Annotated in this window: 20 protein-coding genes and 1 pseudogene; 14 read left to right on the top strand and 7 right to left on the bottom strand. The window is 62.2% G+C overall.

Annotation, left to right across the window (positions count from 1 at the left end):
* Positions 1-47 precede the first annotated feature (47 nt).
* Both ABID37_RS21040 and ABID37_RS21035 read left to right on the top strand, forming a co-directional pair.
* Positions 48-1,832, top strand: coding sequence for a SulP family inorganic anion transporter (locus ABID37_RS21040; protein ID WP_354198337.1), 1,785 nt, complete (start codon positions 48-50; stop codon positions 1,830-1,832).
* Positions 1,833-1,999: 167 nt separating this feature from the next.
* A complete protein-coding gene (locus ABID37_RS21035) occupies positions 2,000-2,197 on the top strand; it encodes a response regulator (protein WP_354198335.1) in 198 nt (65 codons plus the stop codon).
* Positions 2,198-2,218: 21 nt separating this feature from the next.
* Here the strand turns inward: ABID37_RS21035 and dinB are convergent, their stop codons facing one another.
* From dinB to ABID37_RS21020, 3 genes and pseudogenes are all read right to left on the bottom strand, one after another.
* Positions 2,219-3,349 carry a DNA polymerase IV gene (dinB, locus tag ABID37_RS21030; RefSeq protein WP_435521611.1) on the bottom strand — a complete coding sequence of 377 codons (1,131 nt, stop codon included), beginning with the start codon at positions 3,347-3,349 and terminating at the stop codon, positions 2,219-2,221.
* A 28-nt stretch (positions 3,350-3,377) separates the two neighbouring features.
* On the bottom strand, positions 3,378-4,049 hold the full coding sequence (locus tag ABID37_RS21025; protein ID WP_354198333.1) for an SOS response-associated peptidase: 672 nt from the start codon (positions 4,047-4,049) through the stop codon (positions 3,378-3,380).
* A gap of 116 nt (positions 4,050-4,165) precedes the next feature.
* Positions 4,166-6,134, bottom strand: a pseudogene (locus tag ABID37_RS21020) (ATP-dependent helicase); the annotation flags it as partial.
* A 192-nt stretch (positions 6,135-6,326) separates the two neighbouring features.
* Here ABID37_RS21020 and ABID37_RS21015 point away from each other — a divergent pair.
* Genes ABID37_RS21015 through ABID37_RS21005 form a run of 3 tightly spaced genes read left to right on the top strand, consistent with a single transcriptional unit; the run spans position 6,327 to position 11,783 of the window.
* Positions 6,327-7,088, top strand: a complete 762-nt coding sequence (locus ABID37_RS21015; protein WP_354198329.1) for an ImuA family protein — start codon at positions 6,327-6,329, stop codon at positions 7,086-7,088.
* Entirely contained in the window at positions 7,003-8,526 is a 1,524-nt protein-coding gene (locus ABID37_RS21010; RefSeq protein WP_354198327.1) for a Y-family DNA polymerase, read from the top strand. Before ABID37_RS21015 ends, ABID37_RS21010 begins: the two co-directional genes overlap by 86 nt.
* Positions 8,523-11,783: an error-prone DNA polymerase gene (locus ABID37_RS21005; protein ID WP_354198325.1), complete on the top strand. Its 3,261-nt coding sequence runs from the start codon at positions 8,523-8,525 to the stop codon at positions 11,781-11,783. The genes ABID37_RS21010 and ABID37_RS21005 overlap by 4 nt, the downstream gene beginning before the upstream one ends.
* A 102-nt stretch (positions 11,784-11,885) precedes the next feature.
* Here the strand turns inward: ABID37_RS21005 and comJ are convergent, their stop codons facing one another.
* From comJ to ABID37_RS20985, 4 genes are all read right to left on the bottom strand, one after another.
* The gene (gene comJ, locus ABID37_RS21000; protein WP_354198323.1) at positions 11,886-12,353 is read right to left on the bottom strand and encodes a competence protein ComJ; all 468 of its coding nucleotides are present in this window, start codon (positions 12,351-12,353) and stop codon (positions 11,886-11,888) included.
* A gap of 135 nt (positions 12,354-12,488) precedes the next feature.
* Positions 12,489-12,962, bottom strand: a complete 474-nt coding sequence (locus ABID37_RS20995; protein WP_354198321.1) for a Ros/MucR family transcriptional regulator — start codon at positions 12,960-12,962, stop codon at positions 12,489-12,491.
* Positions 12,963-13,462: 500 nt separating this feature from the next.
* The gene (locus tag ABID37_RS20990; RefSeq protein WP_354198319.1) at positions 13,463-13,888 is read right to left on the bottom strand and encodes a type II toxin-antitoxin system VapC family toxin; all 426 of its coding nucleotides are present in this window, start codon (positions 13,886-13,888) and stop codon (positions 13,463-13,465) included.
* A complete protein-coding gene (locus ABID37_RS20985; RefSeq protein ID WP_354198317.1) occupies positions 13,885-14,136 on the bottom strand; it encodes a FitA-like ribbon-helix-helix domain-containing protein in 252 nt (83 codons plus the stop codon). The genes ABID37_RS20990 and ABID37_RS20985 overlap by 4 nt, the downstream gene beginning before the upstream one ends.
* A gap of 35 nt (positions 14,137-14,171) precedes the next feature.
* On the opposite strand from ABID37_RS20985, the gene ABID37_RS20980 reads away from it, so the two are divergent.
* From ABID37_RS20980 to ABID37_RS20940, 9 genes are all read left to right on the top strand, one after another.
* Positions 14,172-14,342, top strand: a complete 171-nt coding sequence (locus ABID37_RS20980; RefSeq protein WP_354198315.1) for a hypothetical protein — start codon at positions 14,172-14,174, stop codon at positions 14,340-14,342.
* Positions 14,343-14,762: 420 nt separating this feature from the next.
* The gene (locus ABID37_RS20975) at positions 14,763-15,689 is read left to right on the top strand and encodes a DUF3991 and toprim domain-containing protein (RefSeq protein WP_354198314.1); all 927 of its coding nucleotides are present in this window, start codon (positions 14,763-14,765) and stop codon (positions 15,687-15,689) included.
* Positions 15,690-15,818: 129 nt separating this feature from the next.
* Positions 15,819-16,271, top strand: coding sequence for a hypothetical protein (locus ABID37_RS20970; RefSeq protein ID WP_354198312.1), 453 nt, complete (start codon positions 15,819-15,821; stop codon positions 16,269-16,271).
* A 20-nt stretch (positions 16,272-16,291) separates the two neighbouring features.
* Positions 16,292-18,046, top strand: coding sequence for a PcfJ domain-containing protein (locus tag ABID37_RS20965; RefSeq protein ID WP_354198310.1), 1,755 nt, complete (start codon positions 16,292-16,294; stop codon positions 18,044-18,046).
* A gap of 48 nt (positions 18,047-18,094) precedes the next feature.
* A complete protein-coding gene (locus tag ABID37_RS20960) occupies positions 18,095-18,802 on the top strand; it encodes a DUF6915 family protein (protein WP_354198308.1) in 708 nt (235 codons plus the stop codon).
* On the top strand, positions 18,789-19,082 hold the full coding sequence (locus ABID37_RS20955; protein WP_354198306.1) for a DUF5983 family protein: 294 nt from the start codon (positions 18,789-18,791) through the stop codon (positions 19,080-19,082). Before ABID37_RS20960 ends, ABID37_RS20955 begins: the two co-directional genes overlap by 14 nt.
* A gap of 229 nt (positions 19,083-19,311) precedes the next feature.
* On the top strand, positions 19,312-19,917 hold the full coding sequence (locus tag ABID37_RS20950; protein WP_354198304.1) for a DUF1419 domain-containing protein: 606 nt from the start codon (positions 19,312-19,314) through the stop codon (positions 19,915-19,917).
* A 15-nt stretch (positions 19,918-19,932) separates the two neighbouring features.
* On the top strand, positions 19,933-20,331 hold the full coding sequence (locus ABID37_RS20945) for a DUF3085 domain-containing protein (RefSeq protein WP_354198302.1): 399 nt from the start codon (positions 19,933-19,935) through the stop codon (positions 20,329-20,331).
* Positions 20,332-20,415: 84 nt separating this feature from the next.
* On the top strand, positions 20,416-25,512 hold the full coding sequence (locus ABID37_RS20940; protein ID WP_354198300.1) for a helicase-like domain-containing protein: 5,097 nt from the start codon (positions 20,416-20,418) through the stop codon (positions 25,510-25,512).
* The last annotated feature ends 21 nt before the right edge of the window (positions 25,513-25,533 follow it).

Below are 25,533 nucleotides of genomic sequence, written 5' to 3'. Positions count from 1 at the left end.
TCTTCGTGACAGCGCCCAACCAGGTTTTCTCACGCTCCAAGCCATTCATGTCAAAAATCTCCCGATATTTCCCGTTCATGCAATGGGTCAAAGCCTATGATGGCACCGTTCTGACCAGCGACTTGCTGGCGGCGGTGATCGTCACCATCATGTTGATCCCGCAGTCGTTGGCTTATGCCATGCTGGCCGGTCTGCCGGCGGAAGTCGGCCTTTACGCGTCGATCCTACCGCTCGTAGCCTATGCGATCTTCGGCACCAGCCGCACGCTGGCGGTCGGGCCGGTCGCCGTGGTCTCGCTGATGACTGCCTCCGCCATCGGCCAGATCGCCGCCGAAGGGACGCTCGACTATCTCACCGCCGCCATTGTCCTGGCGCTGCTTTCGGGCGGCATGCTCGTGGTTATGGGGATCTTCCGTCTCGGTTTCCTTGCCAATTTCCTGTCGCATCCGGTGATTTCGGGTTTTATCACCGCATCCGGCCTGCTGATTGCCGCTGGCCAGCTCCGCCATATCCTCGGCGTTTCAGGCGGCGGGGACACGCTTCCCAATATTCTCCTATCTCTGTCGGGCCAGCTTGGAGCCGTCAATTCGGTCACGCTTGCTATCGGCATCGGCGTTCTGGCTTTCCTGTATTTCGCTCGCAAATATCTCAAACCCCTGCTGGTCGCGATGCGTGTCCCGGTGCGCCTCGCCGACATGATGGCGAAAGCCGCGCCGATCCTCGCCGTCGCCGTGACCGTCGCTCTTGCTGCCGGTCTTGACCTGGGCGCGCGCGGCGTCGCGCTCGTCGGCGCTATTCCTCAGGGCCTGCCCGCGTTTGGTGCGCCGGCCCTTTCGCTCGACCTCATCACAGCACTCCTCATGCCGGCCTTCCTGATTTCGGTGGTGGGATTCGTGGAATCGGTTTCCGTGGGCCAGACCCTTGCCGCCAAGCGTCGCCAGCGCATCGATCCCGACCAGGAACTGATCGGGCTGGGCGCCGCCAATATCGCGGCGGGCCTGTCCTCGGGCTATCCCGTCACCGGCGGCTTTGCGCGCTCGGTGGTCAATTTCGACGCCGGGGCCCAAACGCCGGCCGCCGGCGTCTTCACTGCCGTCGGTATCGCGCTTGCAGCGCTGTTCCTGACTCCGCTGCTGGCCAGCCTGCCGCAGGCAACTCTTGCCGCTACCATCATCGTCGCAGTGCTGTCGCTGGTCGATTTCGGAACGGTGCGCAGGGTCTTTGCCTATTCGAAATCGGACTTCGCCGCCATGGCCGCCACGATCATCGTTACGCTAGGCTGGGGCGTGGAACTGGGTATCGTCGCCGGGGTCCTGCTTTCCTTGCTGCTACACCTTTACCGCACCAGCAAGCCGCATGTCGCCATTGTCGGACAGGTGCCCGGGACCGAACACTACCGCAACATTGAGAGGCATTCCGTCCTGACCAGGCCAGAAGTCCTGTCGATCCGTGTTGATGAAAGCCTCTATTTCGCCAACTCGCGCTTCCTTGAAGACACGATCGCCCGACATGTCGCCAAACAGCCCGACCTCGAGCACGTCATCCTGATGTGCTCTGCCGTCAACGCCATTGACGCCTCCGCCTTGGAAAGCCTCGAGGAAATCAACCGGCGCCTCGCCGACGCCGGCATCGGTTTCCATCTCTCGGAAGTGAAGGGGCCCGTGATGGACCGGCTCAAGAGCACGGAGTTCCTTGAGCATCTCAATGGTGGGGTGTTCCTCAGCCAGCACGAAGCAGTTTCGGCGCTAGATCGGAACTGCGGAATTGGTAGAGAGACCCCGAGCCAGGAACCAAATGAAGCCTTGAAGAGCGGCGGCCCGCACAAGTCATGAGGGATATTACGCGCCGTGCCGAACGTGTCATACTGGTCGTCGACGATCATCCTCTCATCAGGATGGATACGGCTGACATGGTGAAGTCGTGCGGTTGCAGGCCACTTGAAGCGGACTATGCAGATGAAGCTATCAGGCGTCTGTAAAATTGTGCTGCCATCAGGTTCGTGATCACCGATGTCGAAATGCCTGGCACTATGAACGGCATAGAATTGGCCAAGCTCATTCGGGAACGGTGGCCCCAAATTGCGATCATCATCGTAAGTGGAAGAACGTCTGCGGATCTGGATGGCCTGCCGGCGAATATATCATTTCTGGAGAAACCTTTGTGTTCCAAGCTGCTCTGCCAACATCTCGGCGGCTGATAGGATCAGCCTTGGTCCGGTTCAAATGATCAGCCTGAGCTGAAGCTCGTTTTCCTCTGTTGGCGCCGGGCGAAATCCAGAGACAGTCACGCCAAGCAGACGGATGCCTTTGTTGATCGGGAACACGCTCGCAAGGAGCGTTGCGGCAAGTTCGTGGAACTCATGTTCTTGAAGCAGTGCCTCGGCGGTAGTCCTGGATCGCGTAATTTGTTGAAAGTCAGTAAACTTTATTTTCACCACCACGGTGCGCCCACGCAACCCTTTGTCTTCGCACGTCTGCCAGATCTTCCGGGCAAGGCGTAGCAATTCGGTTTGGGCGACTTTGAGCTCGTAGATGTCCTCCGCAAAGGTGTCCTCGGTACCTAACGATTTCCGCTCCCGGTTCGGTCGGACTGGTCTCTCATCGATCCCGCGAGAGATTTGGTAGTACCAGCTGCCCGACTTGCCGAAATGGTGCTCGAGGAAATCACGCGGCTTTCCCCGCAGGTCAGCGCCTGTCAAAATGCCGAGACGCTCCATCTTCGCGGCCGTCGCCGGACCCACGCCGTGGAATTTCTTGACCGGCAGCTCGGCCACGAACTGCGGTCCCTTCGCCGGTGTGATGACCGCCTGGCCGTTTGGCTTGTTGAGGTCGCTCGCCATTTTCGCCAGGAACTTGCAATAGGAAATCCCGGCCGAGGCATTGAGACCTGTGACCTCCTTGATGCGCACCCGGATCATCGTCGCGATGTCGGTCGCGATGGCGATGTTCTGCTTGTTCTCGGTGACGTCGAGATAGGCTTCGTCGAGCGACAGCGGCTCGATCAGATCGGTGTGCTCGGCGAAGATCTCGCGGATCTGCGCCGAGACGGCGCGATAGACCTCGAAACGCGGCTTGACGAATATGAGGTCTGGGCAGCGGCGCTTCGCGGTCACCGAGGGCAGAGCGGACCGGACACCAAAGGCGCGCGCCTCGTAGCTGGCCGCAGCCACGACGCCGCGTGCGGCCGATCCGCCGACGGCGACCGGCTTACCTCTGAGCTCGGGATTGTCGCGCTGCTCGACAGAGGCGTAGAACGCATCCATGTCCACGTGAAGAATCTTGCGGACGCGAGCCTCCCGCGCATCGTTGGCGCCATCGTTTTCAGCCCCGCGCTCGCCCACCCGTTCCATTGTCCGTGTCGTCATGATCGGACCGCCCCTAGAGCAGAAGATCATCCTTCGGTTTCGTCGGCGGCTCCACGACGACCAGCATGTTGCCGGGCAACGGCCGCTGAAGATGCTTGACCTCGTCCCATTCGGCGGTGAGCCAAAGATCGACCTCTTCCAGCGTGGTTAGGATCGCGGGCATGGCCTTTTGATGAATCGGGGCAACGATCTCGTTGGGCGCGGTCGTCAGGAAGCCGTAGAGTTCGAACTCCCTCTCGCCGTCGCGAACCTTCTTGACCCCTTTCCATGGCGTCCAGAAACCCGCGAAGAACATCAGCGGCCGATCGGCATCGCGGGCGAACCAGGCATTGGGAACGCGCCCTCCCGGAACCTTGCTTGCCGGGTCCGGCTCGGCGAACGATGTGAAGGGGACCACGCACCGGCTGGTCGGGCCGAGCCATCGGCGCCAGTGAGGTGAATTGACGTTCCGGATGTTTGTGACGCCCGGATCGTAGTTGCCCTTGATATAGGCCGGCGGGGTCGGCATGCCCCAGGTCGCGTTGGCGATCTCACGCTGGCCGTCGGCGCCGACCCTGACGATAGGGGCGAGGGTATTGGGATAGACGTCGAGCGAGGGCTCGTTCCAGCCAGCCTTGTCGGCCAAGGCCTTGGTGAACTCCAGGACGGCGTCGCGCGTCGTCGTCAGATTGTAGAGATTGCACAACGGGGTTTCTCCCTTCTAGCGCCACATGCCGCGCATCCTGGCGCCGACATCGAGGCGCACCCGCCGCGGCCCGACGCTTGGGGCGGCGCCCGGTGCGGCCACAGGCCAGGCACGGCACTCGAACAGCCCGACCAGATTAGCCGGAATGAACCGGGTTCGCGAGGTATAGACATGACGGTCGCCAGTCGCGGACTGGCCGTGGGTGAAGAAGCGCTGCGGCACGACGAGGTTGAGGCTGTCTTTCGCACGGGTCATCGCGACATAGAGCAGGCGGCGCTCCTCCTCGATCTCGTCCTTCGTCCCCGCGCCGAGATCGGAGGGAATGCAGCCATCGACCGTGTTGAGCACGAAGACCGACCGCCATTCCTGACCCTTGGCCGAATGGATGGTCGAGAGGATCACATAGTCCTCGTCGAGAAGCGGCACGCCCGCCTGTCCCGAGGTTGCGTCCGGAGGATCGAGGGTGAGTTCGGTCAGGAAGCGTTCGCGGGTGGGGTATCCGGCGGCGATGTCCTCGAGCTGGAGCAGATCGGCCCGGCGCATCTCGAAATCCTCGTGTATCCGCTCAAGATGCGGTTCATACCAGGCCCGTACCTGTCCGATCTCGGCTGGCCATCCTGATGCGCCCGACCGCAACCCGGCGAGCAATTCGACGAGACCCGGCCAATCGGCCTGCGCGCGGGCCGTGCAAGGAAGCTGGTCGAGCGTGTCAATCGGATCGGCGCTGTCTGCGACGGCATCGAGCGCGGTCTGTGCCGTGGCCGGACCGACGCCGGAGAGAAGCTGCATCAGCCGGAAGCCCGCGACCCGATCCCGCATGTTCTGGGCAAAGCGCAGCGCTGCCAGCATGTCCTTGACGTGCGCACTGTCGAGGAATTTCAGCCCGCCGAACTTGACGAAGGGGATATTGCGCCGCGTCAGCTCCACCTCGAGCGGACCGCTATGATGGCTTGTCCGGAACAGAACCGCTTGGTCCTTGAGCCGCATGCCGACCTCCCGGTTCTCCAGCACCTCGTCGGCAACGAACTTGGCCTGATCGGCTTCATCGCGCACGGTGACGAGGCGTGGTCTCTCGTTGGAGGCACGATCGGTCCAGAGGTTCTTGGTGAAACGCTCGCGCGCGAGCCCGATCACCCCGTTTGCCGCGGCAAGGATCGGCTCGGTCGAGCGGTAGTTGCGATCGAGCGTGATAATTTCGGCCGCCGGCGAGAATTCTTTCGGGAAATCGAGAATGTTCCTCACGGTGGCGGCGCGGAAGGAGTAGATCGCCTGGGCGTCGTCGCCGACGACGGTCAGGCCGCGTCCGGCCGGTTTCAGGCCGGTCAGAATGGTCGCCTGCAGGCGGTTGGTGTCCTGGTATTCATCGACGAGGACATGGTCCCATTTGCCGCCGATCTCATCGGCCAGCGCCGCATCGCCCATGGCCTGCGCCCAATAGAGCAGCAGATCATCGTAATCGAGGACGTTCTGGATCTGCTTGGCCTCGACATAGGAAGCAAACAGCTCGCGCAGTTCCGTCTGCCAGCCGGCGCACCAGGGGTAGTTGGTCCGCAGAATGTCCTCGAGCGGCGCCTCGGCGTTGACGGCGCGCGAATAGATCGAAAGGCAGGTTCCCTTGGCCGGGAAGCGGCTTTCCATCTTCGAAAAGCCGAGATCGTGCCGGACGAGGTTCATCAGGTCGGCGGAATCCTCGCGGTCATGAATCGTGAATTGCGGATCAAGACCCAGCTCGATGCAATATTCACGCAGGATCCGCGCGCCGATGCCATGAAACGTGCCCGACCAGGCCAGCGCATCGGCCAGGATGCCGCCCTTGTCGCCCAGCACCTTTGCGCAGATCCGCTCCACCCGCTTGCCCATCTCGGCGGCAGCGCGGCGCGAAAACGTCATCAGCAGGATGCGGCGCGGATCGGCGCCGGAAATGACGAGCTGCGCCACCCGATGCGCCAGCGTGTTGGTCTTGCCCGATCCCGCGCCCGCGATGATCAGAAGCGGACCACCCATCTTGCCATCGGGCAGCCCGATGCCATGCACGACCGCGGCACGTTGACCCTCGTTTAATTTTTCCAGATGCGCCGCGCTCATCCCCGTCCGCCTCCTATCCATATGCGAATCAACGACAATCGGCCGATACTTTGACGTTGCTTGCCGTTACGTCCCCATCCGCACCGGAAAGACTCCCACGAGAGTCCGATTGACTCATTTTCGGAAACGGAACAAATAATGAACATAACAGCGCCCCGGCGCGTTGGAAAGCCCTTTGGAGACCCTTTCGCCATGCCGCATCGCGTGGACAGGCCCGCTATTGCCGAACTTCGAGAGCGCATCGCGCACTTGGAGGGCGGTTCCGGCCGTGCGCGCGAGGTCCTGCCGTTCGGCCTCGCCGAAATCGACCGGAAGCTGCCGGGAGGAGGGCTGGCGCTGGGGGCGCTGCATGAGGTCGCGGGCGGCGGCAATGGCGCCATCGATGGTGCGGCGGCGGCGCTCTTTGCCGCCGGGGTCGCCGCCCGGACGAAAGGGAAAGTGCTGTGGATCGTAACCCGGGCGGACCTCTTTGCCCCGGCACTCGCGCAGGCGGGCCTTGTGCCTGATCGCGTCATTCATGCCGAAGTCAGCGACGAGAAATCAGTGCTGGCATGTTTTGAGGAGGGCCTGCGTCATCGCGGTCTTGGCGCCGTCGTCGCCGAGACCGCGCATCTGTCGATGACGGCCTCGCGGCGGTTGCAGCTCGCCGCCGAAGGCGCGGGGACCATCGGGCTCGCCATACGCCGCTGGCGGCGCCAGAGCGAAGCGGGAGATTTCGGGCAGCCGACCGCAAGTTCCACGCGCTGGCGCGTATCGGTCCTGCCCTCCGAGCCCCTGCCGGTCCCCGGTCTCGGCCGGGCGCGCTGGCTGCTTGAGCTGATCCGGGCCAGGGCCGGGGAAAGTGCGGATTTTGAAGTGGAGGCTTGCGATGTCAAGGGTCGTATCGCTCTTCCTTCCGAGGTGGCCTACCGATCGCCTCAGAAGGAAGTCGGGCGACGCATCGCCTCCGCCTGAGGCTCCGCTCGTCCTTGCCGGCCGCATCGGCCGACGCAGATCGGTCACCGCGCTCGATGCGAACGCGCAGGCACTGGGCGTCAGCATCGGCATGGCCGTCGCCAAGGCCCAGGCGCTTGTGCCGGGACTCGTGGTCCTCGATGCCGATCCCGCGGCCGACAGCGAAGGTCTCGACAGGCTGGCCCTCTGGGCGCTGCAGCGGATCTCGCCGGTCGTTGCCGTCGATCCTCCGGACGGGCTGGTGATCGACACCACCGGCGCCGATCATCTTCATGGGGGCGAAACAGCCATGCTCGAAATGATGGTGCAGAAATTCGCGCAGTCCGGCGTCGAAGCCCGCGCCGCCGTGGCCGACACGTGGGGCGCCGCGCACGCCGCGGCACGCTTCCTGCGCCGGCGCATTGCGATCGTTCCCCCCGGCGCGGCCGAAACCGCGCTGCGGCCCCTTCCGCTGGTCGCCCTGCGGCTTGAAGCAGAGACGGTCGCAGGCCTGCACACGCTCGGCTTCGAGTCCGTCGGCGACCTGATCGATCAGCCGCGCGCGCCGCTCGCCCTGCGCTTCGGCCCGGAGATCGGCCGGCGTCTCGACCAGGCCCTTGGGCATATCGGTGAACCCGTGGATCCGGTTCGCTCGCCCGAGCTGGTCGAGGTGCGCCGTGTCTTCGGCGAGCCAATCGGCGCCGCTGAGACCATGGCCCGCTATACGGGTAAGCTGGTCGATGCCCTGTGTCGCGAGCTCGAACAGCGTGGGCTCGGCGCACGCCGGCTCGATCTTCTGTTTCATCGCGTCGACAACACCTTGCAGTTCATCCGCGTCGGGACGGCCCAGCCGGTCCGCGATCCCAGGCGCCTCACCCGCCTGCTGTGCGACAAGATCGAAACCGTCGATCCGGGCTACGGCATCGAGATCATGGTGCTGGTCGCGATCGAGGCCGAACCGCTGCGCGAGAAGCAGGCCATCTCCTCCCTCGTCGATGCCCCCGAGGCCGACGTCTCGGACCTGATCGACGTGCTGGCCAACAGGGTGGGCGAAAGCCGCCTCTGCCGTTTCGTGCCGGTTCAGAGCGACGTGCCCGAGCGTTCGGTAGCGCGCGTGTCCCCGCTCGCGCCCGAGACCGGCGCGACCTGGGACGGCGACTGGCCGCGCCCGCCGCGGCTGCTGGCCCGACCCGAGCCGATCGAGACCATGGCGCTCCTCCCCGACAATCCGCCGGTCTGGTTCACCTGGCGCGGCGTGCGCCGGCGCGTGCGCCGCGCCGACGGTCCCGAGCGCATCCGGGGGGAATGGTGGAAGCGCGACGCCGAGCTGACCACGGTCAGGGATTATTTCCGCGTCGAGGACGAGACGGGCGAACGCTACTGGCTGTTCCGATCCGGCGATGGTGAGCACGCCGAGTCCGGCAGCCAACGCTGGTATCTACACGGGATCTTCGGATGAGCGCGCCCCGCTATGCCGAATTGCAGGTGACCTCGCACTTCTCGTTCCTGCGCGGGGCGAGCAGCTGCGAGGAACTGTTCGCCCAGGCCGCCGCGACGGGCACCGAGGCGCTCGGCATCGTCGATCGCAATTCTCTCGCCGGCATCGTCCGGGCCTACGGAGCGGCCAGGACCACCGGGGTTCGCCTCGTGGTGGGGTGCCGGCTCGATCTCGTCGACGGCATGTCGATCCTGGTCTATCCCACTGACCGTCCCGCCTATGCGCGGCTGTGCCGCCTGCTTTCCCTCGGCAAGAAGCGGGCTGGCAAGGGCAAGTGCCATCTCGAATGGGCCGACGTCGTCGCCTATGGCGAGGGCCTGCTCGCCATCCTCTTGCCTGACGTTGCTGACGAGACCTGCGCGCAGCAGCTGCGCCGTCTGCGCGATACGTTCGGCGATCGCGCCTATATGGCGCTGACGCTGCGCCGGCGGCCCAATGATCAGCTTCGCCTCTGGGAGCTTTCGAACATGGCGGCAGCAAGCCGCGTTCCCACCGTCGTCACCAATGACGTGCTTTTCCATGAGCCGGCCCGCCAGCTCATGCAGGACGTGGTGACGGCCATCAGGCACAACGTGACCATCGACGAGCTCGGGCGCCGCCGGGAGCGGTTCGCCGACCGCTACCTCAAGACTTCCGCGGAAATGCACCGGCTCTTCGGCCGCTACCCCGAAGCCCTCGCCCGGACGATTGAGATCATGGAGCTCTGCCGGTTTTCTCTCGATGAGCTCGCCTATCAATATCCGGAAGAAAAGCTCTATCCCAAGCTGACGCCACAGCAAGCACTTGAAAAGCTGACCTGGGAGGGAGCCGCAGAGCGCTATCCCGAAGGTCTACCCGACAAGGTCCGGGACAATCTTCAGCATGAACTGTCTCTGATCGAAAAGCTTGACTATGCTCCTTATTTCCTCACCGTGAACGCCATCGTGCGGTTTGCGCGCTCAAAGGGCATCCTGTGCCAGGGCAGGGGCTCGGCCGCCAATTCCGCCGTGTGCTTCGTGCTCGGTGTGACCTCGGTCGATCCTGATCGCAACGATCTACTTTTTGAACGCTTCGTATCCGAAGAGCGGCGCGAGCCGCCTGACATCGATGTGGATTTCGAACATGAGCGGCGCGAAGAGGTCATCCAGTGGGTTTACGAGACCTATGGCCGCGAGAGGGCGGCATTGTGCGCAACCGTCATTCGCTACCGCGCAAAGGGTGCTCTGCGCGACGTCGGCAAGGCACTCGGTCTGCCGGGGGACCTGACCAAAGCCCTATCTTCGCAGGTCTGGGGATGGTCGGAAGGCGTCGAGCAGAAACACGCCGAAGGTCTTAACCTCAACACGAATGACCGTCGCCTGAGGCTGGCACTGGAGATCGCACACCAGCTTGTCGGCACGCCGCGCCATCTTTCCCAGCACCCCGGAGGGTTCGTGCTAACCCGTGACCGGCTCGACGAGTTGGTGCCAATCGAGCCTGCCGCCATGGAAGACCGGCAAGTGATCGAATGGGACAAGGACGACATCGATGTCCTGAAATTTATGAAGGTCGACGTCCTGGCGCTGGGCATGCTCTCTTGCATGCGCCGTGCCCTCGATCTTCTCGCCGACCATAAGGACATAAGACTCGATCTGGCTTCCATCCCGGCCGAGGATCCACGCACCTACGCGATGATCCGCAAGGCCGATACGCTGGGTACCTTTCAGATCGAATCCCGCGCTCAGATGGTGATGCTGCCGCGCATCAAACCACGAACCTTCTACGATCTGGTCATTCAGGTCGCGATCGTCCGTCCCGGTCCGATCCAGGGAGATATGGTTCATCCCTATTTGCGCCGACGCGAGGGCAAGGAGGACGTCACCTATCCGAAGCCCGAACTTGAGGCGGTGCTCGGAAAGACATTGGGGGTGCCACTTTTTCAAGAGCAGGCAATGAGGGTCGCGATTGAGTGTGCGGGATTCTCCGCTGGCGAAGCAGATCAGCTTCGTCGCGCGATGGCGACCTTCAAACACACAGGCACCATCTCGTCCTTCGGAAAGAAACTGATCTCCGGCATGGTTGCGAACGGCTATACGCCTGAGTTCGCTGAGCAAATTTTCCGCCAGCTCGAAGGTTTTGGATCCTACGGCTTCCCGGAAAGCCATGCCGCATCGTTCGCGCTCATCGCTTACGCTTCCTCCTGGATGAAATGCTGGCACCCCGACGCTTTCTGCTGCGCGCTGCTCAACGCCCAGCCCATGGGGTTTTACGCGCCGGCCCAGATCGTGCGTGACGCTCGTGAACATGGGGTCGAAGTGCGGCCGGTTTGCGTCAACGCATCACGCTGGGATTGTACCCTCGAACCAACGGACGCCGATGATGGTCGTCTCGCGGTCCGCCTCGGTCTGCGAATGGTCAAGGGGCTCGGGAACGCTGAAGCGGCGCGCCTTGTATCGTGCCGCGGAGACCGTTCCTTTGTCTCGGTCGACGACCTATGGCGCCGTGCTGGCATCCCCGCCGCCGCATTGGTCGAACTCGCCGAAGCCGATGCATTCCGGGCTGCGCTCGGCCTCGAGCGACGCGAGGCGCTTTGGGCCATCAAGGCGCTGAGGGATGAACCCTTGCCTCTTTTCGCGGCCGCCGCGCGGCTGGAAACCGAGATCCTGCCCGAGCAGAGGGAGCCAATCACCGTGCTTCGCCCCATGGCGGCCGGAAAGGAGGTCGTGGAGGACTATGGTCATCTCGGATTGACCCTGCGCCAACACCCCGTTTCATTCCTGCGGTCGGATCTGGCCCGCCGGCGTATCATGACTTGCGCAGAGGCGACCGCTTGCCGTGACCGACGCTGGGTCCATGTCGCCGGGCTGGTGTTGGTGCGCCAGCGACCCGGATCGGCGAAAGGCGTGATGTTCATCACGCTTGAGGATGAGACGGCTGTGGCCAATCTTGTCGTCTGGACCAAGGTCTTCGAAAAACATCGCCGTATCGTGCTTGGCTCGGGGATGATCGGAGTAAAGGGCAGGGTGCAGCGAGAGGGTGATGTCGTCCACGTTGTCGCCCATGAACTGTTCGACCTTTCGGCGGAACTGGCCAGCGTCGGCGCACGTGAAGTGCAATTTCCGCTGTCACATGGTCGCGGCTACGAGCTCCAGCACTTTTCGCCGGCACCTGATCCGCGCGGTCTGACCAGGCCAGCGAACTCGGTCGATGACTACGACCGCCCAGATGAAATCAAAGTGAAGACACGCGATTTTCGCTAAGGATGTTGAACAGCACCCGGAATATGCTTGCCCACTGGGAAACCTAGTAGCGCGTTGTGACCAATGCGCAAAGCTAGGCAATACCGCATCATCCGCGGCTCCCTACTGCGCCGGGTCGGCATCGCGGCGCAGGACTATATCTGTGGTGATCTCTCCGCCCTTCTTCAGGATACGAAATTGCGGAGCGTCGCTCTGCGAAAAGCTCAGACGCAGGATATATGAATAATCATCGGTTCCGACTAATCCTTGATAAATGAGATTGTAGCTTCCCTCGGGCACATTGACGCTTTGAGTGTCGAAGAGGGTGCCAATCTGCACAGGCCCCTTTACGGAGAAAGGCACTTGGACCGCCCAAAGGGCCTCAGAGCGGAAGTTGTCGCCCTCCCCCATCTCCACGCCTACCAAAACTGAGCCGTCATGGTCGGGCACACCGAACCTCACATATCCTGGTGACCAGGCGAACCCCTGGCTGACGTGATCGTCGGTCCATAGAAGACCGTAGGCGGCACGGTCCTCCGTGTGAACCACCACCTGAGCATAGAGGACCGTGATAGGGAAATCAGCCAGCATGGTTCATCGCCTCGAAATTGAGTAGATCGTTGCACCTCGAAAACGGATTCTCCCGTTTTCGATAGCGAGTTCTTTTCGTACGCAGGCGTTGTCCCGAAGTCACCCTATCTCATAGAATGTGCTGGTCTTTCGCTGTCAGGAGAATTTAAGACCGAGTTTTTTTCGTCTCGCAGGTGCTGCGGGCGCTGGTTCATCAGTTTTGGTTTTGCACCCGAGGCCTGTGGCCTTCGCCAGGGCCGAGCGCGCCGACGAATAGGCTGGGGCAACCATAGGGTAGTCTGCTGGGAGACCCCATTTCTCACGATATTCGCTCGGTGTGAGGCCGTGACTGGTTGCAAGATGCCGCTTCAGTGATTTGAACTTTTTCCCGTCCTCGAGGCAGATAATGTAATCGGGGTTGACCGACTTCCTGATCGGAACAGCCGGTTTCTGGGGGTTGTCCGATTTCAACACTGCTGGGGCGATTTGCTGCTGCAGGACGTGATGAATATCGGCGATGAGCTGGGGAAGGTCCCCGACACGAACAGGATTGTTCGAAACATACGCCGACACGATATCGGTGGTCAGTTGAATAAGCCTGTCGGTGTCATTGACGGTGGTTTCGTTCACCTTGGTACCTCAGCCGATTTTCCCATTCTCCAATCTTCACTTACATGATCTCCAAGAGCGATTACAATGCGTGACCGGGGCGTCTCAAAAGGGGCGACTCTTGGCGCAGCTGAAGCTAGCGGGTCTTCGCCTATTCGGCCCGCCGCCCCCGACGCATTGGAGGCATTGAGAGGAAATGCTGGAGGCGATTAAACGCTGGAGGCGCCAGCGACGCGCCCGTCGCAATCGCTGGCGAGAAGACGCGCTATATCTCCTCGCCGCTGAGGACGCCGGGGCCTATTACGAGGCACAGCGCCGTGCGGCTCGTAGTCGCCTCGGAGGCGATCGGGAGGAGTTTTTTCATTGGGTCAAGGTGGCAGCGGAAGTAGCTCGCCTCTCTCCTACCGTAGCAATGGACCTAGCTGTTTTGCGGGATTTGGTCGCCGCCGAGGAGCAACGGAGCGGCCAGCGAAAATAAGTGTCATGCAGGTTGCAGGGTTTCGCATCAGGTGCGCTTCGGCTCACCCTCCATAGGTCCACGGATCGATGATCGTCAGCCCGATCGCCTCGAAATCGGCAACGTTACGCGTTGCAACAGCTGCACCCCGAGACAAGGCGATCCCAGCAATCTGCGCATCGAACTGACAGATGGGGCGGCCACTTTGCCGGCGTTCTACGGCAAGTGTGGCATAGGCATCTGCCGCCTCGCGATCGAAGGGCAGCACGCGACCCGCGAAATCCTCCCAGAAGATCGGTTCAATCGCAGCCAGAAGATCGCGCCTGCGCTTTCCATCGGGCAACAGACGCACTCCATAGAGAATCTCCGCCTCGGTCACTGTGGTCGTGAAAAGCGATGCGGTCGGCTGGTCGGCTACCCAGGATTCGACGGCGCTGCTAGGCCGGAGCAGAAAAAGCTCGGAAATGACGTTGGTGTCAAGGACGATCATTGGCCGAGATCGGCCGGATCACGAATGGGCTCGCGCGCCGGAATCTCCAGCTCTATGCCTCCGAACACGGCCATCCGACTGCGAATCCGCGCCGCCAGGTTCCCCTGTTGCGGTCGGGGCTCAGTCGCAAGCGCTGCGCGGAGAATATCTCTCGCTTCATCTTCCATCGAGCGACCGCGCGACGCCGCGCGCATGCGCAGACGATTCTTCAACTGCTCATCGAGATTTCTGATCGTCATGCTGGCCATGGGCACCTCGTACATCGATGATTGCATATTAATCATTGATTGCATCGGCTTCAAGGCGAACCGCACGGCCTCTCGGGTTTTATCTGATCGGCACCGAGCAGGAATGGCAGTTCGGCGTCGTGCCGTTCATCGTGCCCGACATCGTCAAGGCCGGGCGCGCCGCCTCGCTGATTCCGCCCTTCTGGGCGCTGTTCGCCCGCCGCTGAGAGGCGACATAGCCTGAAAATAAAAGGCCCGGCATCGCAGGACGCGGTGCCGGCCCTTCTTTTTGCAGAACAGCGTTCGTCAGAACGCCCGCTGCTCTAGTGGCCCACCCTCGCCCCAGGCCAGCTGGTCCTGTCGGGCGCGCAGCTCGGCGATCGGCGCGTCGTGCGGTTCGGCGACCCACCCCTCACGTGGAATGCTTGCGCGGCGTACCCGCTCTGCATCTATGTCGTTGCCGCTTGCGCGCTTCGGCGCTCAAGGGAAGCTGACGCCACGGCGGTCCGAAGATAGCCCCAGCAGAAATGCCGGGTTGACCGCCATGCCCTTGCCCGCCTTGCTCTTCGCGGCCTCCGATATCCGCAACCCAAGGGTTTTGGATCGGGAATCGGCTAAAAGGAGCGCGGGACGTGCAGGCGGAAAGAATGGAAAAAGCAGATCTGGAAGAGCTGCGGGCACAGGTGCCCTGCAGCGCAGTGTTGGAAGAGGCAGGGTTCGCGCTCGACCTCAAGGAAAGCACGCGAAAGGCGATGAAATATCGCCGGGGCTCCGAGATCATCATCGTTATCCATGACGGCAAAGGCTGGTTCGACCCACTCGGCGATGACAAGGGCGACGTCTTTAACCTCGTCGAGCATCTGCATGGCGTGCGTTTCGTCGAGGCCATGCTGGAAGTCGCAAGCCTTGTCGGATTTGAGCTTTCGGAGCCTGTCTGGGAGCGGCAGTCGCGCGACCGCAAACCTGACGTTTCCGTTTCCGAACGATGGCGCACAAGGCGCAAGCCGTGGAAGGAATCGGCAACCTGGCGCTATCTGAGGGACCAGCGCGGCCTGAGCGAACGGATTATCCGCATTGCGATCGCCGCCAATCGTCTCCGCGAGGGGCCGCATGGCAGCATGTGGGCTGCTCATACAGACAGTGACGGTGCTATCACGGGCTGGGAGGAGCGTGGCCCGGATTGGCGTGGCTTCGCCGCCGGTGGCGCCAAGGTGCTGTTTCGCCTCGGACGGCCGGACGCGCTGCGGCTGTGCGTGACGGAGGCGGCAATCGACGCCCTGAGTCTGGCGGCCATCGAGGAGATGCGGGCCGGTTCGGTCTATCTCAGCGCCGGAGGGGGCTGGTCGCCGGCAACGGCAGAAGCGCTACGCCTGCTCGCCGCGCGTCCCGGCGCGGAACTCGTCGCGGCGACTGACGCGAACAAGCAGGGCAACGTGTTTGCCGAGCGCCTCTACGAGATCGCTGAAGAAGCAGGCGCTGCCTGGTCTCGCCTCCTGCCTCCGCTTGATGACTGGAACGATGCTCTGCGCGCGCGCACCAAGGAGCGAGAAGCCGAGGAGAATGAGGAAGGATAGGTCTGCCGCATGCCCGCCGGCCGCGATCAAGGGTGAAGCTGCGCCCGGCATGCGCCGGCCCTTGACCCGGCCGAACGGAGAGGCGGCCCGCCCGAAGGTGTGTTCAACGCCTTAGGGAAGGACAAGACAATGGAAATGGCGGAGAGGCTGGGTGCGATCCTGCGCGCCCTTCAGATCACCGAGATCGAATATTCGCTCAGTGGTGGTGGCGATTCTGGTGAAACGACACTTGAACGCGTCACCTACAGTGACGACCCGCTGGCGCATGATCTGCCGGACATACCCATCTTCATCAGCGACCGCGGCGAAATCCGGCACTTGCCGGAACTGCTTGAAAACATCGTCGCCGATGCGCCCGAGGGCGACTGGGTCAATAATGAGGGCGGATACGGCACCGTCTATGTCCGTCCTTTCGAGAACGAGGAAGAGCTGACCATCGAGTGCGATATGTCCTATCGCGAAGACGGTGATTATGGCGATGACGACGAAGACGAGTTTGTCGATGATGATCCGATCGACGATGAGGACGATGGTCCGCTCGCCCTCGCGATTGAGGTTCTGGTCGGGGAGGTTGCGCCATGAGCACCCGATCCTGGTCCCAGTTGAAGACCATCGCCAGCAGCCAGCTCGTCGCTGCCTGTCCCTGGATCAGGGAATGCCCGGCCCAACTTTCGGCCTTTGCCACCATCGTGGCGCTGGCAGAGGTCAGGATGACGGTCCGCGCCATCGAGGGGCGTCTGGATGCCGATGTCCGCACACCACCATCAGTAAAAAAAGATCCGCTCGCCGCCGAGCTGGTCCAAATGATCGTGGACAATGCAACGAGTCATGCATCTTCCGCACGGCCCGAAAGCAGTCCCGCCTTCGGTGACTGGGCTGAAGATCACGGGTTTTCGGATATGGGCGTTGCGCTCCTGTCGAGCAACGCCAACTGGCAGGATCTGACGGCGGCCGCCGGGATCATTGCAACGGCGATCAAGGCCCTTTCGGAACGCGCCCGTACGCTCGCCCAGACCCACATGGGCACCATACTGGCGCGCGATCTGCCCGATGGCGTTTTCCTGCGTCATGGTCTCAACGCGGTCGCCGCCTGGCTGCTGGCTCCGGAAATGAGCGGCCGGGAGGAGCGTGCCATAGTGCTCACGCGCCGTCGGCAGGCGATATCCGTTTACGGCGCGTTGTCCGGCGCTCTGCGCGAGGAGGACGTCACCGGCATTATCGACGCCGGGCTTCCTCTTGCCGCCGTTCTCATGGAACGCCATGGTTTGAACGCCGCCGAATTGCGCTCCTTGCGCAACGGGCGCCACCTTCGCCACTCGATCGAGAATCCGACCGATTTTCATGTCGCCATCGAGGAACTCAAGACCCATGAAACGCCGCTTCATGAATGGCCGGGCGGAGGAAGGCCTGACGAAGCCGATGCATGGGCAGGCTCGCCCTGGGTGAAAGAGCCCCGCCAGCATGTCGTGAGGCCCGATTATTTCGGGTTCTACAAGGATGGCATAACCGACGCCATCAACGCCCTGCGCGAAGACTTGCTTCGGCCGATGGTCGCCGAGCGCATCCGCCTCGGAGGTTTCGCGCCATCCCGCCAGGTGGTCTCCTTCGCCAGGAGCATCGAGGTCGACGTCAGAAAAGGTGGCGGGCTGGTGCGCCAGCGAATGATCGCGGCGCTGCGGCATGCGATCATCGGACCTCGCAAGCCGAAAGCATTCCAGGAAGCTGTCGGCCTGTGGCATCGCCGGGTCGCGACGCTCTCGGCCTTGCGCCATGAACACACGGTTGAACGGCCGGGTTGGCCGGAATTGTGCGCGCCCTGGCGCTCCCCCTGCGGCAGCCATGAAATCGTCGTCCTGTCGTCGGCGGCGGATCTAGTCGAAGAAGGCCGTGTCCTCGACCACTGCGTCGGCGGCTATTACGCAATCTGCCGGCGCGGAGATACGCAAATCCTGTCATTGCGGGAAAACGGCAAGCGGATAGCGACGCTGGAACTGACGCTCGGCCCGGACCTCGGCGTATTGGCGCTTGCGGTCGGCCAGTTCAAGGCCTACCGCAATTCGACTCCGCCGGCCCATCTTCATGATCCGCTGCGTGCTTTTCTGCGGGATGTGCGCAGTGGCGACCATCCGGTCAATGCCGCCCGCCTCGCCCACTATCGCAAGAAGATGCGTGACGTCTGGGACGGGACCTGGAACAGCGAGGCGCTGTCGCTCGATCACGCCCGGAAAGCCTTTCCGTTCTATCTGCCGCTTCTCCCACGGGGGACACCGGCGGATTTCGACGCTTGGTGCGCGGCGTCGGGATTACCGGCGGCCTTTGACGCGACGCTCGCTCAGCTCGACGCCTCCTCGCGCTGACCGCACCACAACCAGTTCCCGTTCCAAACCCATGAAGGAGAGCAGATCATGCATCCCTACGATCACGCGCGTTCGTCAGCCCGCATCCACGGCGGGGTGTGGCAGGACTATTTCGAACTGCACAGCTGGTTCGACGCCAGCAAGTCGCTCTTGTGCAGGTTTACCCATCGTGCGCTACGCCATCACCTCGAAGGCGTCGCCGAGGCGACAGCGCATTTCGGGGCCGATATCCGCAATTCCGATGCCGTCGACGTCGACACCATGACGCTTGGTGTCCAGCACCTGGAAGAAGACTGTCCACGCATTGTTTCCGCGTGCGATTGGCTCGTCGGCTTCAAAGCGCCTGACTGGCTGCCTGCCTCGCTGCCGGACGCGGAAGATCTGGCCCAGGCGAGCGTCATGCGTTTTGGTGGTGAGACTGAAGATTTCCTGCCGCTTCATCGTTGGTTCCTGGCGACAGCGCCCTGGAGTGAAGACACGGCGCATCTGATGTTTCGCCATCACGCTTTCGGTGTTTTCGAGGCGGAGGCGAGGTTCGGACCCGTCATCCACCATGGCGCCGGGTGGGTGACCCCGACGCGTATGGTCGCCGAACGCCATGTTCAGGAAGTCCTTGGACGCGTTCCGCCGGCGACGGAGTTCCTGCGCCGGATCAAGGGCGAGCGCTGGATGCTGCAGGCGACCTCGCCGCGCAAGCTCGGGCTCGATGCCTCGATCACCCTAGACGTCATGGAGAAGACCCATGTCGTCCCTTGATGTTCGCCGGTTCATCGTCATCTCCACCGGCCATGTCACCGAGACGACGGCAAAGCTTCTCGATAGTGTCCCGGTCGACCAATGGCCGTGCCTTGGTGGCCGATACGGCGATTATGGCTGGTTCGTCTATGCCCATGACGAGAATTGCGGAACCGGCAAAAACCGGATTCCGGATGATCTGTTCGCCGTCATGATCTGGGCTCGAAAGAAGCGCTGCGATTATGTCCTGCTGGACTGCGACGGCGACCAGATCGATGCACTGCCTCACCACGACTGGTAGCGCCTATCCGCTCCGCGGAAGAGGGAAAGAAGAAAAGGAGGAAGAAAGCCCGGCTGCCGCATGCCCGCCGTCCGCGTCAAGGGTAAAGCTTCGCCCGGCTAAAGCCGGCCCTTGACCCGCCCGGGCGGAGAGGCGGCTGCGGGGGAGGGGTCAGAAGGGTTGGAGATGATGGTGGTCCGCAAGGGATGAGCCGCGTGTCCCTCCCGACGAGGCCAGAAGGAGCCCATCCATGACCCCCGCCTCTCCAATCCGCAAGATCTATCAGGGCGTCGCCGATCGCCGGCAGATGTTCCGCATGTTCGATCGCCATGCCCAGCGACCCGATCGCTGGGAGAGTGATGATAGCGCCCTCTTCCGTGGTGAATGGTTCGAGATCGGCAAGGCCGAGCACGATTACATGCTCGACATCCTGCCGCCGCTCTGGATGCGCGGGGAAATGTTTGCGATGCGTGAATTCCTCACCGAAACGATCACCAGCATCTTCTACACGCTGCGGATCGACGGAAAGGTCCGCTATTTCCACGGCTATTGCGACCTCACTGACCTGCGCTCACCGGTGGCAATGCGCGACGCGATCGTCGAGCGGGAGAGCTGGCCGGTGAAGGCGATGACGCATGAGGAGCGCCTTGAGCACATCTGGAGCGCCACATATGATGAATATCGTGGCTTTGCGGGTGATAGTTACCTTCCCCAATTTCGTGGCAAGCGCACGGTGCTGGTCTACGGCCGTCGCGGCGGCAGCGTCCTCAAGCTGCTGGAAGAACTCACTGAAGACGAGATCCAGGCCAAGCTGCCGGTTCACCTGCGGCATTTGCCCGAGCGGCGCGCGGCGTGACCGGGGGAGGCTGTCATGTTCACCTTCCCGATTCTTGCGGTCCGCAAGGTTATCGCGCGGGGAATTGCCGATGCCGCCGCCAATGACGGTTTCCGCAATCCCTATTACGGCTCTCGCCCCGGTGAGGGCGAAAAGCCTGGATTGTGGCTCGTCGGGGACGAAGGCGTCTACCTCATGTCCAACGGAAAGCTGGCTGACGGGCAGCAGGCGCTCGTCATCTATTCCGAGCAATGCCATCCCAAGGGCGATATTGATTGGTGGGACTACAAGCGTCGCCTTTTTGGCGGTGACGACGGCATCGAGTTCATCGAAGCCGAGCGGCTGATCCCGCTCTTTGATCGCAATATGCGCGCGACCCACCTCAACATCCAGCTTAGCGAGACCGAAGTCGCGCTCACGCTGATCGTCCGTTGAACCCTCTCAAGCGCCGTTGTCGAGCCTCTGGCAGATTCGCTCTGCCAGAACCTTCTGCGTATTTCCACATAAGGAGAAACACCCATGTCCCACGACGATCCGTTCTCGCTCTCGCCTCTAGGTAATTCGACGCTTTCATCGGGCTTTGGTCTCGGCACCGCGGCCTTTGGCGATGACTTTGCGGCAAACGACTTCGATGACGACCCTCCGCCGGCCGGGCCCTCGCCTGCAATGCAGACACCATCCTCTCCGCCGCCGACCGCACCATTGTCGCTAGGTGCTAATTTCTATCTTTCCGGTAGCCGTGTTCTCGCCCGCGGCTGGAAGCAAAGGGCGCGGGACAACATCGCCGCCATCCGGCTCGCAGCCGAGATCGAGGCCGAGGAGCGTCACGCCACGAGCAACGAGCAGGAAAAATTGATCCGCTTCACCGGCTTTGGCGCTTCCGACCTTGCCAACGGCGTATTCCGTCGCCCAGGGGAGGTCGAATTCCGAACGGGCTGGGACGAGATCGGTATGGCGCTGGAGGATGCGGTTGCGGAGGCGGACTATGCATCCCTTGCCCGCTGCACCCAATATGCCCATTTTACCCCGGAGTTTATCGTTCGGGCGATGTGGGCAGGGCTTCAGCGCCTCGGCTGGCGCGGCGGCCGGGTCCTCGAGCCAGGGATCGGTACAGGGTTGTTCCCGGCGCTCATGCCGGAACGCCTGTGTGCGGTATCGCACGTCACCGGAATCGAGCTCGATCCGGTCACGGCGCGTATCGCCCGGCTGTTGCAGCCACGGGCACGTATCGTCAGCGGAGACTTCGCCCGGACCGACCTTTCTGCAAGTTTCGATCTCGTCGTCGGCAATCCGCCATTCTCGGATCGCACCGTCCGATCCGACCGGGCATATCGCTCGATGAAGCTGGTACTGCATGATTATTTCATTGCGCGGTCGATCGATCTCTTGAAGCCGGGGGCGCTGGCCGCCTTCGTCACAAGTTCCGGCACGATGGACAAGGCCGATTGCTCGGCGCGCGAGCATATCGCAAAATCAGCCGACCTCATCGCCGCGATCCGTCTGCCTGAAGGAAGTTTTCGTTCAGACGCCGGCACCGATGTGGTCGTCGACATCCTGTTCTTCCGCAAACGCAAAGTGGGCGAGCCGGAGGGCGATCAGGCCTGGCTCGACATAGACGAAATCCGTCCAGCGATAGAGGACGAAGGCGCTATCCGCATCAATCGCTGGTTCGCGCGCCATCCGGCCTTCGTGCTCGGTACGCATGCCCTTACTTCCGGCCCGTTCGGCGAGACCTATACATGTCTGCCTCGCAAGGACCGGGATCTCGTTTCTACGCTCGCCGCCGCCATCAATCTCCTTCCGGAAGCTCTATACGACGGCGAGCCCACCGAAATCGATCTGGAGCTTGAGTATGAAGTCGAGGGCACACCTGTCAATTTGCCGTTGAAACGCCATGTCCGCGAAGGCAGCTTCTTCTTCGACCAGGTCCGCGGGCTGATGCAGGTCGTCGATGGCGAGCCAGTCGCGGTTAAGGTGCGAAAGGGGCGCAGCGGCGATGGCATCTCGGAAAAGCATGTCCACATCATCCGCAAGCTGATCCCAATTCGCGATGCTGTGCGTGAAGTCCTCAAGGCGCAGGAACTGGATCGGCCGTGGAAAGATCTCCAGGTCAGGCTACGTATCGCCTGGTCGAGTTTTGTCCGCGACTTCGGGCCGATCAATCACACGACGGTTTCGATCACGGAAGCCCCGGATGGTGAGACCCGCGAGAACCATCGACGTCCCAACCTCCAGCCGTTCCTCGATGATCCCGATTGCTGGCTGGTGGCGTCGATCGAGGATTATGATCTCGATACCGACACATCGCGTCCCGGCCCGATCTTCACGGAGCGCGTGATTTCTCCTCCGGCCGCACCGATTATCAACAGCGCCACCGACGCGCTCGCGGTCGTCCTCAACGAACATGGACGCGTCGATATCGATCACATCGCCGAACTTCTGCATCGTGACCCGAAAGATGTCGTCGCAGAGCTGGGCAGCGCCATTTACCGGAACCCGGCCGATGGCTCATGGCAGATGGCCGATGCCTATTTGTCCGGCCGTGTCCGCGACAAGCTGAAGGCCGCGAAGGTCGCGGCGGCGCTCGATCCCGCATATCAGTGCAACGTCTCGGCGCTGCAAGGTGTCCAGCCTGCCGACCTTCGTCCTTCCGACATCACCGCGCGTCTCGGAGCGCCATGGATACCGGCGGCCGATGTCGTCGCCTTTGTCAAAGAGACGATGAACGCCGATATCAAGATCCATCACATGCCGGAACTGGCGTCGTGGACGGTCGATGCGCGGCAACTCGGCTATCTGGCGGCCGGCACCTCCGAATGGGGAACGGATCGTCGCCATGCCGGCGAATTGCTGGCGGACGCGCTGAATAGCCGCGTGCCGCAGATCTTCGACACGGTCAAGGATGGCGACAGCGAGAAGCGCGTTCTTAACGTCGTGGACACCGAGGCGGCCAAGGAGAAGCTCTACAAGATCAAGATCGCTTTCCAGAACTGGATCTGGTCTGATCCCGATCGGACCGACAGACTGGCGCGGATCTATAATGACCGCTTCAACAACATCGCCCCTAGAAAATTCGACGGGTCCCATCTCCAGCTTCCAGGCACCTCCGGCGCCTTTGTTCTTTATGACCATCAGAAACGCGGCATCTGGCGCATCATCTCGGATGGCGCGACCTATCTTGCCCATGCCGTTGGCGCCGGCAAGACGATGACCATGGCAGCCGCCATCATGGAACAGCGCCGTCTCGGCCTGATCTCCAAGGCGATGCTCACCGTGCCCGGTCACTGCCTGGGGCAGGTCGCGCGCGAATTCCTCGCGCTTTATCCCAATGCCCGCATCCTTGTCGCCGATGAAACGAATTTCACCAAGGACAAGCGCGCCCGGTTTCTGTCGCGCGCGGCGACTGCGACGTGGGACGCCATCATCATCACCCATTCAGCCTTCCGCTTCATCGGCGTTCCCTCCGCCTTCGAGCAGCAGATGATCCATGACGAGCTGGAACTCTACGAAAGCCTCCTGCTGAAGGTCGAGGATGAGGATCGTGTTTCGCGCAAGCGCCTCGAGCGGCTGAAGGAGGGGTTGCAGGAACGGCTGGAGGGACTCTCGACCCGAAAGGATGATCTGTTGACCATCGCCGAGATCGGCGTCGATCAGGTCATTGTTGACGAGGCCCAGGAGTTCCGCAAGCTCAGCTTCGCCACCAATATGTCAACACTCAAGGGGGTCGATCCGAACGGCTCGCAGCGCGCCTGGGATCTCTACGTTAAATCGCGCTTCATCGAGACGAAAAACCCGGGCCGGGCGCTTGTCCTGGCTTCCGGGACGCCAATCACCAATACGCTCGGCGAGATGTTCACGGTGCAGCGGCTCATGGATCATGCCGCCCTGATGGAGCGCGGTCTGCACGAGTTCGACGCCTGGGCCTCGACTTTCGGTGATACGACTACCGAACTGGAGCTCCAGCCCTCGGGCAAATACAAGCCGGTTTCCCGTTTCGCCAGCTTCGTCAACGTTCCCGAACTGATCGCGATGTTCCGGTCCTTCGCAGATGTCGTAATGCCGGTGGATCTTGCGGAATATGTGAAGGTGCCGGCGATCGCGACCGGCAAGCGTCAGATCATCACCTCGAAGCCCACGCAGGCGTTCAAGCACTATCAAATGGTACTGGATGCGCGCATCAAGGCGATCGAGGAACGCGAAGGGCCGGCCGAGCCCGGTGACGATATCCTGCTCTCCGTCATCACCGATGGCCGCCATGCAGCGATCGACCTGCGCCTGGTCGAGGCCGACAATAATAACGAACCGGACAACAAGCTCAACAATCTCATCTCGAACGCCTACCGGATTTGGCGGGAAACGGCTGACAACACCTATGCTCGCCCGGACGGCAAGCCATTTGAGCTGACAGGCGCAGCGCAAATGATCTTTTCCGATCTCGGCACGATCAATGTCGAGAAGACGCGCGGCTTCTCGGCCTATCGCTGGATTCGCGAAGAACTGATCCGGCTCGGCGTACCGCCGTCCGAAATCGCCTTCATGCAGGACTACAAGAAGTCGGACGCCAAGCAGCGGCTGTTCGGCGACGTTCGCGCCGGCAAGATTCGCTTCCTGATCGGCAGTTCCGAAACGATGGGCACCGGCGTCAATGCCCAGCTTCGCCTGAAGGCGCTGCATCATCTCGACGTGCCCTGGTTGCCTTCACAGATCGAGCAGCGCGAGGGTCGGATTGTACGGCAAGGCAATCAGCATGAAGAGGTCGATATCTTCGCCTATGCCACCGAAGGCTCGCTCGACGCCACCATGTGGCAAAACAACGAGCGCAAGGCCCGGTTCATTGCGGCAGCACTCTCCGGGGACACCTCGATCCGGCGGCTCGAGGACATGGGCGAAGGCCAGGCCAATCAGTTCGCCATGGCCAAGGCCATTGCATCGGGCGATCAGCGCCTGATGCAAAAGGCGGGGCTTGAAGCCGATATCGCTCGGCTGGAGCGTCTGCGGGCCGCCCATATCGATGATCAGCATGCTGTTCGCAGGCAGCTTCGCGACGCCGAGCGCGACATTGAATATGCCGCGCGGCGGATTTCTGAGATCGGTCAGGACATCGAGCGTCTGGTTCTAACCGGCGGAGATCCATTCTCCATGATTGTGGGAGGCAAGCGCCACGATGAACGCAAGAAAGCGGGGAGGGCGCTCATGAAGGAAATCCTCACCCTCGTGCAACTTCAGCAAGAAGGCGAGTGCATCATCGCCTCGATCGGCGGCTTCGAGCTTGAATATTCCGGCGAACGCTTCGGCAAGGATGGTTACCGCTATTCCACAATGCTGCTCCGGACCGGCGTGGAACACGAGATCGAGCTTGCGATCACCGTCACGCCGCTCGGCGCGATCTCCCGGATCGAGCGGGCCTTGTCCGGCTTCGAGGACGAACAGGAACGCTATCGTCAGCGACTGGCCGATGCGCGCCGCCGACTGACATCCTATCAGTCGCGGGGCGAAGGCGGCGCGTTCGCCTTTGCCGAAGAACTGGAGGAAAAGCGCCGACAACTTGCTGAGGTCGAGGAAGCTCTGGCGAAGGACGTCGAAAGCCCTGACGAGGCCCACGCAATCGCGGCCTAACCCAGGCCGCGTCTCCCGGCA

The sequence above is a fragment of the Aquamicrobium terrae genome, from assembly GCF_040545735.1.
Lineage (GTDB): Bacteria > Pseudomonadota > Alphaproteobacteria > Rhizobiales > Rhizobiaceae > Mesorhizobium > Mesorhizobium terrae_A.
This window is presented reverse-complemented; position numbering and strand designations above follow the sequence as displayed.

Bases quoted from the DNA above. Each gene is read 5' to 3' on its own strand.
- ABID37_RS21040 (WP_354198337.1), top strand. From the start codon at position 48: ATGTCAAAAATCTCCCGATATTTCCCGTTCATGCAATGGGTCAAAGCC.
- dinB (WP_435521611.1), bottom strand. From the start codon at position 3,349: ATGGAACGGGTGGGCGAGCGCGGGGCTGAAAACGATGGCGCCAACGAT.
- ABID37_RS21015 (WP_354198329.1), top strand. From the start codon at position 6,327: ATGCCGCATCGCGTGGACAGGCCCGCTATTGCCGAACTTCGAGAGCGC.
- ABID37_RS21010 (WP_354198327.1), top strand. From the start codon at position 7,003: ATGTCAAGGGTCGTATCGCTCTTCCTTCCGAGGTGGCCTACCGATCGC.
- ABID37_RS21005 (WP_354198325.1), top strand. From the start codon at position 8,523: ATGAGCGCGCCCCGCTATGCCGAATTGCAGGTGACCTCGCACTTCTCG.
- comJ (WP_354198323.1), bottom strand. From the start codon at position 12,353: ATGCTGGCTGATTTCCCTATCACGGTCCTCTATGCTCAGGTGGTGGTT.
- ABID37_RS20990 (WP_354198319.1), bottom strand. From the start codon at position 13,888: ATGATCGTCCTTGACACCAACGTCATTTCCGAGCTTTTTCTGCTCCGG.
- ABID37_RS20985 (WP_354198317.1), bottom strand. From the start codon at position 14,136: ATGGCCAGCATGACGATCAGAAATCTCGATGAGCAGTTGAAGAATCGT.
- ABID37_RS20975 (WP_354198314.1), top strand. From the start codon at position 14,763: ATGGAAAAAGCAGATCTGGAAGAGCTGCGGGCACAGGTGCCCTGCAGC.
- ABID37_RS20970 (WP_354198312.1), top strand. From the start codon at position 15,819: ATGGAAATGGCGGAGAGGCTGGGTGCGATCCTGCGCGCCCTTCAGATC.
- ABID37_RS20960 (WP_354198308.1), top strand. From the start codon at position 18,095: ATGCATCCCTACGATCACGCGCGTTCGTCAGCCCGCATCCACGGCGGG.
- ABID37_RS20955 (WP_354198306.1), top strand. From the start codon at position 18,789: ATGTCGTCCCTTGATGTTCGCCGGTTCATCGTCATCTCCACCGGCCAT.
- ABID37_RS20950 (WP_354198304.1), top strand. From the start codon at position 19,312: ATGACCCCCGCCTCTCCAATCCGCAAGATCTATCAGGGCGTCGCCGAT.
- ABID37_RS20945 (WP_354198302.1), top strand. From the start codon at position 19,933: ATGTTCACCTTCCCGATTCTTGCGGTCCGCAAGGTTATCGCGCGGGGA.
- ABID37_RS20940 (WP_354198300.1), top strand. From the start codon at position 20,416: ATGTCCCACGACGATCCGTTCTCGCTCTCGCCTCTAGGTAATTCGACG.